The sequence below is a fragment of the Streptomyces sp. CHD11 genome (assembly GCF_018638295.1).
In the GTDB taxonomy this organism is placed as follows: domain Bacteria; phylum Actinomycetota; class Actinomycetes; order Streptomycetales; family Streptomycetaceae; genus Streptomyces.
The window spans coordinates 178,385-195,467 of record NZ_JABTTS010000008.1; the positions used below are offsets into that span (position 1 = coordinate 178,385).

The 17,083-nt window shown below is 70.8% G+C and carries 14 protein-coding genes and 2 pseudogenes; 11 read left to right on the plus strand and 5 right to left on the minus strand.

Features of this window, described 5'->3' with window-relative positions; translation table 11 throughout:
- The first annotated feature begins 3 nt into the window (after nucleotides 1–3).
- From HTV45_RS10630 to HTV45_RS10655, 7 genes and pseudogenes are all read left to right on the plus strand, one after another.
- Nucleotides 4–1,623, plus strand: coding sequence for a DHA2 family efflux MFS transporter permease subunit (locus HTV45_RS10630; RefSeq protein ID WP_215205436.1), 1,620 nt, complete (start codon nucleotides 4–6; stop codon nucleotides 1,621–1,623).
- Nucleotides 1,624–1,864: 241 nt separating this feature from the next.
- Nucleotides 1,865–2,173, plus strand: coding sequence for a small hydrophobic protein (locus HTV45_RS10635; protein ID WP_215205437.1), 309 nt, complete (start codon nucleotides 1,865–1,867; stop codon nucleotides 2,171–2,173).
- Between the two features lie 902 nt (nucleotides 2,174–3,075).
- Nucleotides 3,076–3,198, plus strand: a pseudogene (locus tag HTV45_RS34200) (hypothetical protein); the annotation flags it as partial.
- Nucleotides 3,199–3,393: 195 nt separating this feature from the next.
- Nucleotides 3,394–4,272 (plus strand): annotated as a pseudogene (locus HTV45_RS34205) (IS30 family transposase); the annotation flags it as partial.
- A gap of 367 nt (nucleotides 4,273–4,639) precedes the next feature.
- The gene (locus HTV45_RS10645) at nucleotides 4,640–5,899 is read left to right on the plus strand and encodes a ParA family protein (RefSeq protein ID WP_215205439.1); all 1,260 of its coding nucleotides are present in this window, start codon (nucleotides 4,640–4,642) and stop codon (nucleotides 5,897–5,899) included.
- A complete protein-coding gene (locus tag HTV45_RS10650; RefSeq protein ID WP_215205440.1) occupies nucleotides 5,896–7,137 on the plus strand; it encodes a ParB/RepB/Spo0J family partition protein in 1,242 nt (413 codons plus the stop codon). The genes HTV45_RS10645 and HTV45_RS10650 overlap by 4 nt, the downstream gene beginning before the upstream one ends.
- Before the next feature lie 65 nt (nucleotides 7,138–7,202).
- On the plus strand, nucleotides 7,203–7,607 hold the full coding sequence (locus HTV45_RS10655; protein WP_308309413.1) for a hypothetical protein: 405 nt from the start codon (nucleotides 7,203–7,205) through the stop codon (nucleotides 7,605–7,607).
- A gap of 388 nt (nucleotides 7,608–7,995) precedes the next feature.
- Here the strand turns inward: HTV45_RS10655 and HTV45_RS10660 are convergent, their stop codons facing one another.
- The 3 genes from HTV45_RS10660 to HTV45_RS10670 form a co-directional block, all read right to left on the minus strand.
- Nucleotides 7,996–9,417, minus strand: coding sequence for a hypothetical protein (locus HTV45_RS10660; protein ID WP_251691864.1), 1,422 nt, complete (start codon nucleotides 9,415–9,417; stop codon nucleotides 7,996–7,998).
- 400 nt (nucleotides 9,418–9,817) lie between these two features.
- Nucleotides 9,818–10,129, minus strand: a complete 312-nt coding sequence (locus HTV45_RS10665; protein WP_215205442.1) for a replication initiation protein, RepL2 — start codon at nucleotides 10,127–10,129, stop codon at nucleotides 9,818–9,820.
- Entirely contained in the window at nucleotides 10,126–10,578 is a 453-nt protein-coding gene (locus HTV45_RS10670) for a MarR family transcriptional regulator (protein ID WP_215205443.1), read from the minus strand. The genes HTV45_RS10665 and HTV45_RS10670 overlap by 4 nt, the downstream gene beginning before the upstream one ends.
- 1,009 nt (nucleotides 10,579–11,587) lie before the next feature.
- On the opposite strand from HTV45_RS10670, the gene HTV45_RS10675 reads away from it, so the two are divergent.
- The gene (locus HTV45_RS10675) at nucleotides 11,588–13,102 is read left to right on the plus strand and encodes an FAD-dependent monooxygenase (RefSeq protein WP_308309423.1); all 1,515 of its coding nucleotides are present in this window, start codon (nucleotides 11,588–11,590) and stop codon (nucleotides 13,100–13,102) included.
- Here the strand turns inward: HTV45_RS10675 and HTV45_RS10680 are convergent.
- The gene (locus HTV45_RS10680) at nucleotides 13,095–13,763 is read right to left on the minus strand and encodes a ScbR family autoregulator-binding transcription factor (RefSeq protein ID WP_215205445.1); all 669 of its coding nucleotides are present in this window, start codon (nucleotides 13,761–13,763) and stop codon (nucleotides 13,095–13,097) included. The two genes, HTV45_RS10675 and HTV45_RS10680, sit on opposite strands and share 8 nt — an antisense overlap.
- 149 nt (nucleotides 13,764–13,912) lie before the next feature.
- Between HTV45_RS10680 and HTV45_RS10685 the strand changes: the two genes are divergently transcribed.
- Entirely contained in the window at nucleotides 13,913–14,824 is a 912-nt protein-coding gene (locus HTV45_RS10685) for an NAD(P)H-binding protein (RefSeq protein WP_215205446.1), read from the plus strand.
- 379 nt (nucleotides 14,825–15,203) lie between these two features.
- Here HTV45_RS10685 and HTV45_RS10690 read toward each other — a convergent pair whose 3' ends face one another.
- Nucleotides 15,204–16,193 carry a ScbA/BarX family gamma-butyrolactone biosynthesis protein gene (locus tag HTV45_RS10690; protein ID WP_215205447.1) on the minus strand — a complete coding sequence of 330 codons (990 nt, stop codon included), beginning with the start codon at nucleotides 16,191–16,193 and terminating at the stop codon, nucleotides 15,204–15,206.
- A 321-nt stretch (nucleotides 16,194–16,514) separates the two neighbouring features.
- Here HTV45_RS10690 and HTV45_RS10695 point away from each other — a divergent pair, with 321 nt between their 5' ends.
- The gene (locus HTV45_RS10695) at nucleotides 16,515–16,727 is read left to right on the plus strand and encodes an acyl-CoA carboxylase subunit epsilon (protein WP_215205448.1); all 213 of its coding nucleotides are present in this window, start codon (nucleotides 16,515–16,517) and stop codon (nucleotides 16,725–16,727) included.
- Nucleotides 16,728–16,863: 136 nt separating this feature from the next.
- Nucleotides 16,864–17,083, plus strand: a 220-nt coding sequence (locus HTV45_RS10700; RefSeq protein WP_308309419.1) for a carboxyl transferase domain-containing protein, incomplete at its 3' end; no start/stop codon positions are given.

Consider the following 17,083-nt stretch of genomic DNA (forward strand, 5'->3'; position numbering starts at 1 on the left):
CGCATGACTAGCCAGACCACCATCGACAAGGCGGGGCCGGGGGACGGGCCCCCGGCCGCCCCCTCGGGCGCGACACCGGGCAAGGGGCTGCGCGGACACCCCTGGTTCACCCTCGTGACCGTCGCCGTGGGGGTCATGATGGTGGCCCTGGACGGCACCATCGTGGCCATCGCGAACCCGGCCATCGCCAGCGACCTGGGCGCCACCTTCGCCGAGGTCCAGTGGATCACCAACTCCTACTTCCTCGCCCTCGCGGTGTCCCTGATCACCGCCGGCAAACTCGGTGACCGTTTCGGGCACCGGCAGACCTTCCTGATCGGCGTCGTCGGCTTCGCCGCAGCCTCCGGGGCCATCGGCCTGTCCGACAGCATCGGGCTGGTCATCGTCTTCCGTGTCTTCCAGGGACTGTTCGGCGCCCTGCTGATGCCGGCCGCGCTCGGTCTGCTGCGGGCCACGTTCCCGGCGGAGAAGCTCAACATGGCGATCGGCATCTGGGGCATGGTCATCGGTGCCTCCACCGCGGGCGGTCCGATCCTCGGTGGTGTCCTTGTCGAACACGTCAACTGGCAGTCGGTGTTCTTCATCAACGTGCCGGTCGGCGTCCTCGCCGTCGCCCTCGGCGCCTGGATCCTGCTCGACCACCGTGCGCGGAACGCCCCGCGCTCGTTCGACCTGCTCGGCATAGCCCTGCTGTCCAGCGCGATGTTCTGCCTCGTCTGGGCGCTGATCAAGGCCCCGGAGTGGGGCTGGGGCGACCTGCGGACCTGGTCGTTCATCGTTGCCTCGGTGGTCGGCTTCGCGCTCTTCGCCTTCTGGGAGACGAAGGTCAGGGAGCCGCTGATCCCGCTGGCGCTGTTCCGCTCCGTTCCGCTGTCCGCGGGTGTCGTGCTGATGGTCCTGATGGCCATCGCCTTCATGGGCGGGCTGTTCTTCGTCACCTTCTACCTGCAGAACGTGCACGGTCTGAGTCCCGTGGACGCGGGTCTGCACCTGCTGCCCCTCACCGGCATGATGATCGTCGGGTCCCCGCTGGCCGGAGTGATGATCACCAAGGTCGGCCCGCGCATCCCGCTGGCGTTCGGCATGGCCTGCACGGCGCTGGCCATGTACGGGATGTCGACGCTGGACAAGGGCACGGGCAGCGCCGTCATGTCGCTCTGGTTCGCCCTGCTCGGTCTCGGTCTCGCCCCCGTCATGGTCGGTGCCACCGAGGTCATCGTGGGCAACGCGCCGCTCGAGCTGTCCGGCGTCGCGGGGGGCCTCCAGCAGGCGGCCATGCAGGTCGGTGGCAGCCTCGGCACCGCCGTGCTCGGCGCCGTGATGGCCTCCAAGGTGAGCAGCGACCTGGAGGGCAACTGGGCGAAGGCCGGACTGCCGCCGCTCGACCCGGAGCAGGCCGCCGCGGCCTCCGAGACCGTGCAGGTCGGTGTGGCACCGGTGGCCGAGGGCACGCCGCCGGAGATCGCCGCGAAGATCACCGACGTCGCGCACGACACGTTCATCTCCGGCATGAGCCTGGCCTCCCTGGTCGCCGCCGGAGTCGCCGTGATCGCGGTCTTCGTCGCGTTCCTCACCAAGCGCGGTGCGAACGCGGAGGCCGGCGCGGGCGTCGGTCACATCTGACGGGCCGTTCTGTGACCCGGTTTCGCTCGTCAGGGTGAACCGCCGCGGTGACCCCTCCCCTGCGGAGGGGACCGCAGGTCACAGTGGGTCAAGTCCTCCGCAGGGGATGGAGGATCGCCGGCTGTCGCGCGCCGCTGGAGGGGGGCGGCGCGCAGGCAGCGGCCTGCCGGCCGGGCGTACGGGGTGAATTCACCGCCGAAGTGGGGGTACCCGCCATGTCAACACACCCTCAAGGGAGTTGATGATGGCGAGCTTCGGACACGGAACGCGCAGGCACCCCCGCACACGTGGCCGGACGGGGTCACGGTCCGGGCCGGACAGCGCGACACTCGGGATCATCGGCCTCATCTGCGCGGTCGCGGGCTTCTTCGTGCTGGGGATCGTCCTCGGCCCGGTGGCGATCGTCTGCGGATGGCTCGCGATGGGCCGCAGTTGGGCGGGCCCCCGCCCGGTACCGGCCCTGGTCGCCGTGGTGCTCGGCGCCATCGACACGCTCCTGGCCATCATCTTCCTGGCCGGGGCGACGGGTTCCGGCTACGGCATGTTCTGACCCCGGGTCACACATACCGCAGCCGCACAGGGGTGGGTCCCCGGCGCCACGCCGGGGACCCACCCCTGTCCGCTAGCCCACACGGCACCCGCCGGCGGGCAACCCCTTGCGCGGTCCCCCCACGGACGGATGCCTCAGGTCCGGGCCCGTCCCGGTGCGCCGCGCCCGTGAGGCGGAGGCAGGGCGCCCGCCGGGATGCGTCACCTTCGCCACCCCGGCGCATTCCCTGCGGGCAACCGCGCGCCGCGCCGGGCCCTGCGGTCTCGCGGCCGTCGCGCGTGCCCGCCCGGACTGCCGGACTGCCGGACTGCCGGATCGCAGTCCGGGGACGGTACACGCGGACGACGACCGGGCGACCACACGCACCCGAGGGACGCGACCGTCCGTGTGCACGTCTGCGGGACGCGACCGTCCGTGTGCACGTCCGCGGGACGTGACCGCCCGTGACCCACGCCCGCGGTACGTACCGTCCGTGACCGGACGGGAGGAGGGCCCCGGCGACTCTTGGGTTCTAACGGTCCTCGCAACACCCGCGATCTGTGGGAGTTGCGAGGACCGTGGCCGTTGGACGCGATGATCTTGCGGGGCTGCGGGAGCGTTTCCTTGCGCGGCTGGATGCCGTGGGGAACGTGACCGTGGTGGCACGTGAGCTGGGGGTGAACCGGAACACTGCATTCGGCTGGGCGTGGAAGGCCGGACTGCGTTCGCAGCGTCGGCGGCACCCCGGGCGCGACGAGTACGAGCGGCTTCGGGCCGCCGGTGTCGCACGCCGGGTCGCGGCCCGGCGAGTCGGTGTGAACGAGCGCACGGCCAAGGACTGGGACTGGGGCGTCAAGAAGACCGCCACTACCCGCACTTACGCTGACGGCCGCCGGGTCGACTACGCGGCCGGGACCGTCACGATGTGTGGTGTGACCACGCCACCGGTGGGCCTGAGCGCCCTGGAGAAGCAGCTTCACCCGCGATTTTTGACGCTCGCCGAGCGGGAGAAGATCCGCGATCTGCGTGCGGCGGGGCAGTCGCTGAGGGCGATCGGACGGGTCCTGGGCCGGCCGGCGAGCACCATCAAGCGGGAGATCGACGCGAACTCCGCCACCGAGGGCTACCGGCCCTACGCCGCCCACCGCGCCGCCGCAGCGCGCAGGCCCCGTCCCAAGGAGCGCAAACTGCTGCGTGACGGACGGCTGCGCCGCTTCGTCCAGGACGGACTGCGCCAGNCCATCAAGCGGGAGATCGACGCGAACTCCGCCACCGAGGGCTACCGGCCCTACGCCGCCCACCGCGCCGCCGCAGCGCGCAGGCCCCGTCCCAAGGAGCGCAAACTGCTGCGTGACGGACGGCTGCGCCGCTTCGTCCAGGACGGACTGCGCCAGCGGTGGTCGCCGGAGCAGATCTGTCACGCTCTACGCAAGGAGCATCCCGACGACGAGAGCATGCGGGTGAGCGTGGAGACGGTCTACCAGGCGCTGTATTTCCAGGCCCGCGGCGGCCTGAAGCGGGAAGTGCAGGCCGCGATCCGTTCCGGCCGCACCCGCCGCAGACCACGCCGGGACCCCCAGCGGCGCACGCCCCGGTTCATCGACCCGATGGTGATGATCAGCGACCGTCCCGCCGCTGTCGAGGACCGGGCCGTGCCCGGCCACTGGGAAGGCGACCTGATCATCGGCCAGGGCGGCCGCTCCGCGATCGCCACCCTGGTCGAGCGCAGCACCCGTTACACCCTGCTGGTCCACCTGCCGGGCGGAGCCCACGACGCCGAGACCGTCCGCGACGGCCTCGTCACCACGATCCAGACCCTCCCCGCCCACCTGCGCGGCTCCCTCACCTGGGACCAGGGCAGCGAGATGGCACGCCACAAGCAGTTCAGCATGGCCACCGACATGCCCGTCTACTTCTGCGACCCGGCCTCGCCCTGGCAACGCGGCTCGAACGAGAACACCAACGGACTCCTGCGCCAGTACTTCCCGAAGGGCACCGACCTGAGCGTCCACAGTCCCGAAGACCTCGAGCACGTCGCCCAGGAACTCAACGGCCGCCCACGCAAGACGCTCGGCTGGGATACCCCAGCCGAGCGCCTACGTGATCTACTCACCACCTGAAACCAAGTGGTGTTGCGACGACCCCTTGAACCTAAGNGATACCCCAGCCGAGCGCCTACGTGATCTACTCACCACCTGAAACCAAGTGGTGTTGCGACGACCCCTTGAACCTAAGCTTCGGCGGGGCCCCGAACTCGTGTGGCCGGGCGACCTGCTGGAGGTCGGGAGGCATCCGCTCCTCCCCCGGCGACCCAGGGTTCCTGACCGCTGACCGCTGACCGTCGGTCCCCCGGTCCTCGGCTCCCCGGGGGCTATTACGCCGTAATAGCCCCCGGGACGTCATGAAGGAGGGGGACACGCGCAGATGAGTAGTGAAAACTAACGCGCCGAAGCATCGAATGATCTTCGACGTTAGTATGGTGTCTCCATGACTTCGTCAGACGCTTCCCACGACCGAGAGAAGGTCGTCTCCAAACTGCCCGGTTGGCTGCGTCAGAGCCTCAAGGTCAGAGCGGCTCAGCACGGCATCGAGATCCAGACCGCCGTCGAACAGAGCATCAGGGACTGGTGCAGCCTGGCCTCCGCCCGGGAGGCCGTCGACACCGCCGGCGCGGACTCGTTCTCCACCTTCCTGCCCCCGGGCCAGTGGGAGACCTTCCGTCAGATCGCCGCCGACCGTCGGGTGTCGCTGATCCAGGGGCTGGCGCAGTCGGTCCAGCTCTGGCTCACGGCCAATCCCGTGCCGGACATCGAGCGGCCCGAGATCACCCGGCGCATCGTCGTCTGCAACCAGAAGGGCGGCGTCGGCAAGACGGCCATCACCGCCGGCCTCGGGGAGGCGCTGGCCGAGGACCCCAACGCCCTGCACTCCGTGCAGATCGCCAAGGCGCTCGCCAAGGCGCTGCGGGACAGCGACACACAGACCGGCGAGCAGAGCGGCGACCCCCTCGAGGTCGAGGACCTGCCGGGGCTCGGGCTCCGCGTGCTCCTGGTCGACTTCGATCCGCAGTGCCACCTCACCAACCAGCTCGGCGCCGGCCCCCTGCCCATGAACGGTGACAGCCTCACCAACCACATGGCGGGAGACCCCAAGGGCGACCTCCGGGACCTCGTCGTCTCGATCGACGACGACACCTTCAACGGCAGGCTCCATCTCCTGCCCGCCTGCAACGACGCCTTCCTCCTCGATGTGCGGCTGTCCGCCGTACGGGCCCGGGAGGCTGCGCTCGAGCGGGCGCTCGCCCCGCTCGAGGCCGACTACGACGTCATCCTCGTCGACTGCCCTCCCAGCCTCGGCCTGAGCATGGACGCCGCCTCCTACTACGGCCGCCGCCGGGACGGCGAGAAGCCCGGCCAGTCCGGCGCCCTCATCGTCGTGCAGGCCGAGGACAGTTCCGCCGACGCCTACGACCTCCTCACCACGCAGATCGACGACCTGCGCAGCGACCTCCAGATCGAGATCGACTACCTGGGCATCGTCGTCAACCTCTACGACTCCCGCCGCGGTTACATCGCCACCTCCTCGCTCCAGGGGTGGGTCGACATAAAGGATCCACGTGTCGTCGGACTCATCGGAGACCTCAAGGAGCAGAAGGAAGCCGTCCGTATGAAGCAGCCGCTGCTGTCGTACGCGCCCAAGTCCCAGCAGTCGATCAGCATGCGCGCACTGGCCCGGGAGATCGCATGAGCAAGGCCGAACAGTTGGGCGCCGGACGGTTCAGCGGGGGAGCGCGCCCGGTCAGCGCCCGCCGCCAGGCGGTGGCCGCCGCCACCGGGGTCCCCACCGACGGTGTCGCCCCGCCCAGCGCGCTCTCCCCCGACCGCATCAGCCTCAACCCCGACAACCCCCGCTCCAGTCTCGGCGACCTCACCGACCTGGCCGGAAGCCTCAAGACCCACGGTCAGAAGCAGGCCATCACGGTCATGAACCGTGATGCCTACATCAAGGCGAACCCCGCCCGCGAGGGCGACCTGGAACGCGACACCGCCTATGTCGTCATCGACGGCAGCAGTCGTCTCGCGGCTGCCCGTGAGGCCGGCCTCGCCACCGTGCGGGTCATGGTCAGCGACGACCAGGGCGAGACGTCCGAGGAACTCCTGGAGTCCGCGCTCGTCGCCAACATCCACCGCCAGGACCTCGGCGAACTCGACGAGGCCCGTGCCCTTCAGCGGCTCCTGGTCATCCACGGCAGCCAGAGTGCTCTGGCCAAGCGGCTCCACCGCTCCCAGGGTTGGGTGTCCCAGCGGCTCGCCCTGCTCAACCTCACCCCTGAACTCCAGGCCCGGATGGGGGAGGAGCCCATCGATCTGCTGCGCGCGGTGGGCAACAAGCCGGCCGCTGAGCAGGAGGCGGCGCTGCAGGAGCTGAAGTTGAAGCGGGCCCGGAAGGAGGCCGAGAAGCAGCAACGCCGCGACGGGGCCGAGGCCCAGAGGGACACCGGACCGCAGGACGGGGGAGCACCCGAGAACCCCGCGAGCTATTACGACGTAATAGGAGCCGCCGCCCCGACGGCACCGCCGACGCCGCCCGCTACGGCGTCCCCGACGGCGTCCCCGACGGCGCCTGCCCCGGCCGCCGAGCAGTCCCCCGCCGGTCAGCCGCACACGCACCCGGTACCGGAACCGCGTGCGGACGCGTCTGCACCGGAGGCGCGAGCAGGCGCACGCGGCACGGCAGGCGCAGCCGGCAAGGCCCCCGCACCGGCGTCCGGGCCTGCCCCCGCCGCCGAGGAACGGCGGGCGCCCCAGGTCCCCTACGGCGAGCCGGGGTCCCTTGCCATGCTGCTGGACAAGAAGATCGAGGACGACGACATCTTCTTCCAGCTCCTGCAGTTCCTCGGCATGAAGGCGACGACCCGGGACCCGGCCCGGCTGCAGGCGCTGGCGCGCACCTTCGCCGAGCAGCCCGCCGCCCGCGCCGAGTAGGGGGTGTTGCGGAGGGGGCGCTGGTTGCTGCTGTGAGCTCCCAAGGGTGGCTGAGGGGCCGTGTGGTGACGGATGCGGAGTGGGAGCGGATTCGAGGAGGTCTGCGCTTCGGACAGGTCTTGCGGGGCACAGTCGTGAAGGTGCCCCGCCCTGGGGCGATCGGGATCTTCGTAGATGTCGGCTTGGGCGTCGGAGGCTTCGTCGACGTCCTGCTGTTGCCGGAACGGGCAGAACAATGGCCCGCTGAAGGCACCATCACTGATTTCGAGGTGTGGTGGGCGGACAGCCGTCAGCAGGTCCGGCTGAAGCCGTCCGATCCGGAGTACACGCGGAAGGACTTCGCGGACTTCGCTTCCCGTGTCAGACCCAGTTGGCCGGCCGACATCGGCCGGCCCGTTCGCGACGGCGGGCCGGTCACTGCTCAGGAACTTGCTCCACTCCTTGACCGGCAGGAACGCCGCGGTATGTGAGACGCGGTGCGGGCCCGGAGCGTCTGAGCCTCCCCCACGCACGTCGGCCCGGCAGGCGAGCTGAACGTCAGGCTCGGCTCGCCGGCGGATCAGTGATCTGGCCGGTCCAGCGTGTGGTCGAGCGATTCCGGTATGGCCCCTGAGAGCAGCCTCACGGCCTATGTGATCTTCCTCGGTCGGGACGTGCCTGTCGCATCGTAAGATCACAGTGAATGACTGCAACTGCCCAGTCGGTGAAGGTACTTGAATCTGGGATGTGTTCGGCCAGCGGTCACAGTGACCGATCCGCTGAGCAGAAGCACGTAGTTGTCACCAGGGCAGGCGTGCTGTCACCAGGGGGGCCAGCGGGCGGCGAGTGCTGAGCGGAGTTCCGGACCGCGGTGCAGTCTCAGCTGTCCACCCCGGCCTCCCACTTGAGCCTGCGCAGCACGTAGTCGCTGAAGAGGTGTCGGCTTCGGTCGAGCAGTTCACCCACCTCCGCGTCGCCGCGCCGCCCGTCCGGGGACGGATGCCAGCGCTGCACTGATTGCGCGGCCCAGGTACGCAGCTTCATATCCGGGTCCTCGAACAGACCGACCGCCGCCCGTAGCGCCACGATGCCGCCGCGCGCGTCGAGCAGCCGGAACGCACCGACGCGGACGTGCCGTGGCCACTCGGAGCCGGTGCGCTCCAGTAGCCAGTCGGCGGGCAGTTCCCTGGCCGAGGGCAGCAGGGCGGTGGCGGTCTCGCGAACGACCCCGGCGGCAGGGTCGTCGAGGAGCGGTCGCAACTGCTCCGCATCCGCGCAGTCCAGCGCCCGCAACCCTGCCACCGCTTGTGCCCGCACTCCGGCCGCCGGGTGCGCGAGCAGCGGCCGCAGCAGTCCGGCGTCCGCGCGGTTCCCACACTCGGCCAGCCCGATGACCGCACCGGGCGGCAACCCGGGGTTGTCCGGTGCCGTGCACCGCTCCCGGTACCAGGCTGCCGGGTTACCGCCCTGCTGTCGTACGACATACCGGGCGCACGCACGCACGAGCGCGGAACGGTCGCTGAGAAACGGCTCCGCCTGCTTCGACCGCCCCGCCCGTCTCAGCGCGGTGACGCCGGCCGAACGGACACGCGGGTTGCGTGCGGACAGCAGCGGAGGCAGCACACCCTCGTAGGCGTCCTCATCCTCCAGAGCCGTGAGCGCCGCTGTGGCACACACGTCCTGGACCACGGTGTCCTGGTCCCCGGCGGCCGCGCGGGCCAGCTCGGCGGGACGGAGCAGTCGGCCCTCGATGGCCAGCCGGTACGCGAACCGACGGACGGTGCGGTCGGGGTCAGCGAAGAGAACAGCGAGCTGCCCGTGGGATGCCTGGCGCAGGATCTGGCCGAGCACATGGACGCCGAAGGCACCTCTGTCGCGGCGGCCGACGCGGAGGATGAGCGGCGCGAGGTCGAGGGCCGAGTCCACGTCCAGGGCCTCGCACAGCAACTGCCGGGCGTGCTCGCGCACCGGGCCGACCCAGTCGGCGCAGCGGATCACGACCAACGGCAGCAGACCGGGGTACCGGACCGACTGGCGCACCGCCTCCTGACGGATCCGCCCGTCGCGGTGGCAGAGAGCGAGTGCCAGCCGGGACTCGCCCAGCTGAGTCAGGTCGGCGGGCAGTGGGGCGGAGTGCTCCCATCCCGGCAGGAACTGCGGGCGGTACCAGGCCACCTCACGCACTCCTGCGTCCAGCGCCAGCCAGTCAGCGGGGTCGGCGACATCAAGCGTGCTCCGAAGCGGCGCACCACCCGCGAGCCGCGTCGCTGCCGCTGTCCCGTCCTCGATGTCCTCAAGCATTTCCGCCCCCCAGCACTCGCACCAGGTGATCGTAGGGGGCGGGGCCCTCGTAGGGCGCGCGAAATATGGCCCGTGATCGCCGAGGGCCGCCACGGACACACCGGAGAGCAGGACTCGGCGCCAGGCCGGGTGTCCGGCCTCAGCGGTTCACCACAAGCACGGCAGTCCCTGTTCCCGGCCCGGATCGCGGCATGAGTACACCGCGCCGCCAGTCTTGACCGCCAACCCGCCAACCCGCCAACCCGCCAACCCGGCAACCCGGCGCACGGTGGTCACGGCACTGGCCGGCCCGCCGATGCCCTCCGTCTGCCCTCAGCGCATGTGCGTGAGGTCAACCGACACGTCCCAGGGAGCGCTCCTCATTGACGTCAAAGCAATGAGGAGCGCTCCCTGGGACGGATCAGGTTGCCCGGCGCAGCGGGACGACGACGTTCTCGCCGAGGGCCTTGGGGCTGAGGCGGTAATAGCGGATGTGGGCGAGCCGGTCGGACTCCTCGAGCCAGCCGGACTCGATGACCTGCTTGCGGGTGCGGGAGAAGACGGGGGCGGACATGCCCACCAGGGCGGCGAGGTTGGCCGCGGTCTCCACGACCGCGCCCGCGCGGTCCGTCGGGTGCAGGGCGTAGAGCATGACGACGAGGCGTTGGTTGGCGGTCATGCCGGCCGTGGCCTGCAGCAGCTCCAGGTTCCTCTGCTTGTCGTCGCTGGTCACTGCGCCTCCCACCGTACAGGGGTCATTTCGTTGAAGCCGGGGATCTCCGGAGGCTTGCACGTCTTCACCGCTTCACGTTGCTCGAGACCAGTCCCGTGGAACGCGATGTAGGGGCTGATCCTGTACAGGTTGTAATTGCCGATGCGCCCCCGCACGATCAGGATGCGGTGCTGAACCAGCTTACGGTTGATCTTGCCGACGGCATCCGTGGACATTCCTACCCGCCGGGCGATGTCCGCTCCCGTCGCCCTCAGCGGGTCCATGCCCTCCGGGGAGACCCCGATCCACCACAGGACCAGGAACTTCTGACTGGGAGTGAAGGCCTTGGATTCGGTGATCGCCTCGACACGTGCCTTGTCCACCTGGGTGTGCCTGCCTGAGAAGGCGTACGGCGCATAGGGGATCACCTCGCCCGTATCGGCGTCGACCAGTCTGCGTACTGCTCCCAACGGACCCTCCGTGGACGGGGCTGGTGGACATCTTCGTGCGACGGCCGGGCACCGACCTGATGAACCTAACGGACATGAGCAAGAAGTCAATCAACTCAGCCTGACGGCCGTGTGACTTGCTCTCCGGCACATGGCCAGAACGGCAATCTACCGGGACAGCTCATTGCCGTGAGGGCAATCCAGGGCGTTCCTGGGATCGTGGCACTCAGTTCCTGTGGACGTGGTGGCGGTTCTCAGGAACGCCCTCCCAGTTCCCAGGAACCGCCCGGCAGTTCGCAGGATCTGGGCGCTGACCTACGTTTGCGCAGGTGGGACATGATGTGACGGTGGCGCCCTCTTAAGCTTCCATCCGCAGGCCGTAGGTGGGTCCGGGGTAGGGTTCGCTGTCCGTGGTGGTCGGCTTTCCGCCGGGCCGGTGGCCGGCTCCCGGGCGGTGTTCGTTCGGTTCGTCTGGACTCGACCTCGACCGCGCCTGCACGCCGTCTGGACCTGTGCCACCGAAAGCCCGCCACGACGCGGCGGCACCTGGCCTCTCAGCCGCACGTGTGCCTCGCGCAACCCTCCACCGGGATCAACCACGCCCCTTGTCACTGCTGAACGCACGGTGCGGCGGTCGTCGACGCGCCCTCACCACCCCGACGGGGCACCGCAAGCCCGCCAGGGCTGAGGAGCAACCGGCCCGGCACGGGGCGCGGGTCCACGGCGCAGAGCCTGGGCGGACGGCTCTCTCACAACCTCGTGCCGCCGCAGCGTCTCCCTCCCCTTCCGGGAGGGCTGCGCGCCCTCGCTGCCGAGGCATCTTGAAAAGAACCGTCCATTCGGTATATTTTCTGGCCTCGCGCCGCCCGGTCTCGCAGAGGCCGGCAGTACGCCACGGCAGGGGAGGGGCGGGCAGCCATGTGCCGCCTCCGCGGGCCCCGGCGGGCCCCGGCCGTGCTCCGCCCCTGCACCAACGCCCTAGAGACCAAGGGGAGGTCCTACGGTGAGAAGTCGTCTGCACGCGCAGGTCGTGGTTGTGGGAGGAGGCCCGGTCGGCATGCTGGTCGCGGCCGAGCTGGGGGAACGGGGGGTCGGTACCGTCGTACTGGAGGCGGAGGTCTCCGTCTCGGAGCGTCCCAAGGCGAGGGTCCTGCACGCCAGGGCCCTGCAGGGACTGGCCAGGCGGGGCTATTTTCCCGAACTTGTAGGCGAGGCAGCCCCGTTCGGGGCGAAGGCCGAGGCTCCGTTCCGCTTCGCCGGCATACCCGGCCTGTCCATCACCGCGCCCGCCTCGGAGCCTGGGCCCGTCCTGAAGCGCCCGCAGGCCGAACTGGAGCACCTGTTCGAGCAGCGGGCGCGGGCTGCCGGTGTGCGGGTCCTGCGCGGGCACCGTGTGACCGAGGTGGCCCAGGACCGGCACGGGGTCCGGATCGCGGCCCAGGGGCCCTCGGGGCGGCTCGAATGCACCGGCCGGTACCTGGTGGGGGCGGACGGCGGACGCAGCGCCGTACGCGAACTGGCGGGGGTTCCGTCGGAGAGCTACCGGGCGACGGCCTCCGGGCTGGCCGCGCTGGTCGAACTGGACGACCCCGAGGCCCTGGTGCCGGGCTGGCACCGCACCCCGCGCGGCTGGATCGTCGCGCACGACATCCCGGGCGCCGGCACCCACATCAAGACCCTGGACTGCTCCGGCCCCCACCCCGGCCGTCATCTGCCGCCCACCACACCGGAGTTGCGCGACGAACTCGCCCGGATCGCGGGGAGGAGGATCGCGTTCCGGCAGCCGCGCTGGCTCAGCCGGTTCAGCGACTTCGCGCGGCTCGCCCGTTCCTATCGCCTGGGGAGGGTCTTCCTCGCGGGGGACGCGGCGCATCTGCACTTCCCGGTCGGCGCCCAGGGACTGAGCACCGGGGTCCAGGACGCCCTCGGCCTGGGCTGGAAGCTCGCGCTCGCCGTGCGGGGCCACGCCGGTGAGGACCTGCTCGACACCTATGACCGGGAACGCCGCCCGGCCGCCCGGCGCGTCATCGACAACACGCTGGCGCAGCTCGCCCTGATGCGCTCGGAGCCCGAAGCCGACCCGCTGCGGGCCCTGTTCGCCGGGATCCTGGCGGCCGACCGGGAGAGCCACCACCTCAGCGACCTGATCAGCGGTCAGGACACGGTCCTTCCGGGGCGCACCCGACGGTCCTCCGGCTGGGAGGGAAGGTTTCTGCAGAACGTCCGGCTGAGGACGGACGCGGGCTGGACCGACGTGATCGGGCTGCTGCGTCCCGGCAGGCCGCTGCTGCTGGCGTTCGGGGAGGAGGGCACCCGGCACGCGGAGCAGGCGCGCCCCTGGGCGGACGTGGTGGAAACGGTCCACGCCGCGCCGACGCCCGACGTCCCGTGCGAGGCCCTGCTGGTACTGCCGGACGGTTACGCCGCCTGGGCCGCCGCCCCGGGCGGGGAGTGCGTGAGGGAGGCGCTGGCGCTGTACTTCGGCGAGCGGTCCCCCGGGGCCGGGGAGCGGACGGACCTGACGGGCGCGGGAGCGCTCAGCTGACGGCGGCGGCCGGCTGCTGCTGGAACTGGCGCCGGATCTCGTCGTAGACCGCTTCGCCCCGCGCCTCGGACAGGTCCAGCGAGGCGAGTACGGACGGTACGGCGATGCTGGGGAGAAGATGACGCAGCAGTGCGGTGGTCCTGAACTGCAGGTCCTGGTAGCCGCTGACGGTCTGGGACATGGACTGCACACCCGCGAACGTGCCCACCACGACGTCGGCGGTCACGGACGGCACGACCTGGGGCATCAGCTCGCCCTGGCCCTGCGCCGTCTCCAGCAGTTCCCGGCAGACGACGCTCCAGCGCAGGAAGGGACCGCTGCGGTCGAGGCCCTCCGCGTACTGGTCCATGGTCAGGCGCACACCCGCCCGCACCATCGGGTCGGACTGCAGGCGGTAGGCGTGCAGCAGTACGACGTCCGCGAGCTCCTGCATCTTGCAGGAGCGCTCGGGGATGACGAACCGCTGGTCCTGTTCGTGCAGGATGCCCTGGGCGAGCTGTTCCTTCGACTCGAAGTGGAAGTACAGAGCTCCCTTGGTCACGCCCGCGGCGTTGAGGACCTCGGCGATGGTGGCGGCCTGGTAACCACGCGCCTCGAAGATCTTCGCCGCTGCCTCGAGGATGTTCTTCCGGGTGCGGATGGCACGGTCCTGCTTCGCCACTTGCGGGCCTCCCTCATCCTGACGATCGCTTCGGCGGACGGAGGCCTCGGCCCCTCAAAAAAACCGCACAGTTTGTATCTTACAGCCGGTGCCCCGGGCAACCTCAAGATGAGGGCGGCTCCGGTCTTTCCGACAGAGGGAGAAGATCGGTGATTCTCGTGACAGGCGCCACCGGAACCGTCGGGCGGGAGGTTCTGCGCGGGCTCCCCGCGGGCCTCGCGGTGCGCGTCATGGCCAGGGACCCGTCGCGGGTGGAGCGCACGGACCGCGCGACCGACGTCGTGGCCGGCGACTACACCGATCCGCGCTCACTGGAACGTGCGCTGGAAGGGATGGACCGGGCGCTGCTCCTCACCAACCGGGTCGGCGGCGACGACGACGCCCGCTTCGTCCGCGCCGCGCGTGCGGCGGGGGTACGGCACCTGGTCAAGGTGTCCGCGGCCGCCGTCGCCGACAGCGGGGCGGACGACCTCGTCACCCGGTGGCAGCGCGCGAACGAGGACCTGCTGCTCGGTTCCGGCCTGCGGTGGACCCTGCTGCGCCCGCGCTCCTTCATGTCCAACACGCTGTCCTGGGCGGCGTCCATCGCCTCCGAGGGGGTCGTGCGGAGTCTGTACGGGACCTCGGTCAACGCGTGCGTCGACCCGCGCGACGTCGCCGCCGCGGCCGTGTGCGCGTTGACCGAGGACGGGCACGAAGGGCGGGCGTACACGCTGACCGGACCGGAGCCGGTCAGCGCGGCCGGGCAGACGGCGGAACTCGGCCGACTGCTGGGGATTGCGCTGCGCTTCGAGGAACTGTCCGCCGGCAGGGCGCGCGCCCTGCTGCGGGAGAGGCACCCGGAGGCCGTCGTCGAGGCGCTGCTGGCCAGTGCGGAACGGCAGCGTGCCGGAGCCAAGGCGGGAGTCGAGGACACGGTCCCGCGGCTGACCGGCCGCCCGGCCCGGTCCTTCCGGACGTGGGCCGGGGACCACCTCGGGGCGTTCGGCACCGTGCCGCGTGCCGCGGGGGAGGGGGTGGGGAGGGGCGGCAGGACCGTTCCCTGGACTGAACAGAGGTGAGTGTGTGCTCAGCCGCACGCCCTGGACGGTCTTGGGCGGTCCTCCACTGCTTCGGAGGAGCGGGGGTTCCCCGGTACGGGTGCGGGGGTACGTACGGAGCGCGGCCGTCGGGACCGCTCGCTGCGGGGCTCGGCCCCCGGTCGTTCCGGTCCGGTTGCCCCGGTTGCCCCGGTTGCCCCGGTTGCCCCGGTTGCCCCGGTTGCCTTCCGGTGGTCCGCACCCACGCCGGACGGTACGTCACCGGCCGCCCGCGGCCGCCTAGACCCAGGCGGGTACGGGCGGACACGGGCGACGCCCGGCGGGTACGGGCGGACAGGCGGGTACGGACCGGACCGGGCCGCCGGCCTCGCCCCGGTCCGTTCCGGCCCGGTCCGTGCGGTCAGTCCTCCGGGGCGGCGGTCACGGTCGCGCTGAACACGGGCCGGCCGTCCTGGTGACCGGTGACCAGGACCGTGTCCGGGGAGCCGGAGGCGGCCTCCGGCAGGCGCACCGCGTCGATCAGACAGGGCCGGTCGAACTCCGCGTATCTGGTGAACTCGCACTCGAGGCCGACCGGCAGGATCGAGGGTCTGTGCAGGACCGCGGTCGCCGCCTGGCGGGCGGCCTCGAGCAGCACCATGCCCGGCACGTGGTCGACCTGGTGGTCGAAGAGCACCGGATGCCGGGTGTCCACCCGCAGCTGCCAGCGGCCGGGATCGCCGGTGGGGGAGAGCACCACGTCGGCGGGGGAGAGGCGCCCCACGCTCTGTGGCGCCACCGGTGCCGTCAGCGGGATCGGACGGTGCCCGGCGTCGAACACGTGCTCCGGGCGCAGCCGCCGGTACACGGCCGGAGTGAGGGTGGTGAAGGAGATCCGTCCCGAGGCGGCGGGCCGCCCCTCGCGCAGGACCGTCGTCTCGTACCGCAGGCCGGACAGCCGGCTGCCGCGCTTCCTGACCTCCGTACAGGTGACGTCGAGGTCCAGCGCGGCGGGTGTCCAGCCGGTCCGCATCTCGTCCGGACACACCGTGAGCGCGAGCTCCTCCAGCAGGAACTGGTTGCCGAAGGGGACGCCGAACTCGGCGTGGGCGAGCAGGGCACCGGCCTGACGGATCGTTTCAGCGGCGATCAGCGGGTCGTGGTGCACCCCCACGGGGGTGAAGAAGCTGTGGCCGCGCGGCCACTGCGCGGCCATCGCGAAGTGGGTGTCGTCCAGGCGCTTCCAGTCGGTGAGCATGACCTCGGCGACCGCCGCGCGGTGCACCAGTTCCCTGGGGACCGTGGTGGTCAGAGGCCCGTGACGCAGCGCTGCCCGGAACGGTTCCAGAGCGGCTTCCACCGTCGCCTGCCCGATCGCCGGACCTTCCAGCCGAAACGTGCTCGCGGTCATCGCTCCCCCTGAGTGAGATCGGAGATGTGCTCGGAGATGTACTCGGAGATGTGCTGCGGTGGCTAAAAGTAAAGACCAACCGGTTTGATTTCCAGAGGAATCGCAGCCTCCGCCCGGGAACGTTCTGAGCCGTGCCTGACGGGCGGACGGGGGACTCCGGCCGAGTCGATCCTGCTCCGGCGTTTCTCCAGCTCATGCCTCACGGGGCCGCCGCAGAGCCGCACAGTCGCCTCCGGGCGCCGCTGCGAGCGTTTCTCGAGCGATGCTGAGGCCTCTCTGTAGCGGTGTGCCGGACGGTGGCCGGGGTGGAGAGGAGCCGTCATGGGTGAACCCGGCGTCATGGGGCCCGCGTTGCGCATAGAGCGCGGCCGGGCCGACGCGGACGAGCTGGCCGCGCTGACCGTCGTGCTGTGCTCGGTACTGGCCGGCCGGGCGGTGGCCGAGGAGGGCGGACAGGAGCCCTCCGTTTCCCCGTCGTGGCGGTGTGCGGACCGCTCAGGCGCGGCCTACCGCTCGCCGCACTGCTGGCGATAGGGCCCAACAGGTTCCGGACCGGCAGCACTTACCAGGACTTATTCATGCGTGGACCGCACGCCCCCCTTATAAACCGCACAGACGGTTTGTTAGCCTGGGGGCTCCCTGTCGGCCGCGCTCACGAGGAGGAGGCATCGTGACAGTCCTCGACGACATTCCTCAGGCGTCAGCGGAGCTGTCGGGCGGCCGCGGATGCGTTGCCGAGCTGCACGGGATCCGTGCGCAGGCGGTGGCCGGGCCGGGCGAGAAGGCGACGGCGGCGCAGCACGCCAAGGGGAAGCTGACGGCGCGGGAGCGTATCGAGCTGCTGCTGGACGCGGGTTCGTTCCGTGAGGTCGAGCAGTTGCGCCGGCACC

Bases quoted from the DNA above. Each gene is read 5' to 3' on its own strand.
- HTV45_RS10635 (WP_215205437.1), top strand. From the start codon at position 1,865: ATGATGGCGAGCTTCGGACACGGAACGCGCAGGCACCCCCGCACACGT.
- HTV45_RS10690 (WP_215205447.1), bottom strand. From the start codon at position 16,193: ATGACCGCGAGCACGTTTCGGCTGGAAGGTCCGGCGATCGGGCAGGCG.
- HTV45_RS10650 (WP_215205440.1), top strand. From the start codon at position 5,896: ATGAGCAAGGCCGAACAGTTGGGCGCCGGACGGTTCAGCGGGGGAGCG.
- HTV45_RS10630 (WP_215205436.1), top strand. From the start codon at position 4: ATGACTAGCCAGACCACCATCGACAAGGCGGGGCCGGGGGACGGGCCC.
- HTV45_RS10695 (WP_215205448.1), top strand. From the start codon at position 16,515: ATGGGTGAACCCGGCGTCATGGGGCCCGCGTTGCGCATAGAGCGCGGC.
- HTV45_RS10660 (WP_251691864.1), bottom strand. From the start codon at position 9,417: ATGCTTGAGGACATCGAGGACGGGACAGCGGCAGCGACGCGGCTCGCG.
- HTV45_RS10645 (WP_215205439.1), top strand. From the start codon at position 4,640: ATGACTTCGTCAGACGCTTCCCACGACCGAGAGAAGGTCGTCTCCAAA.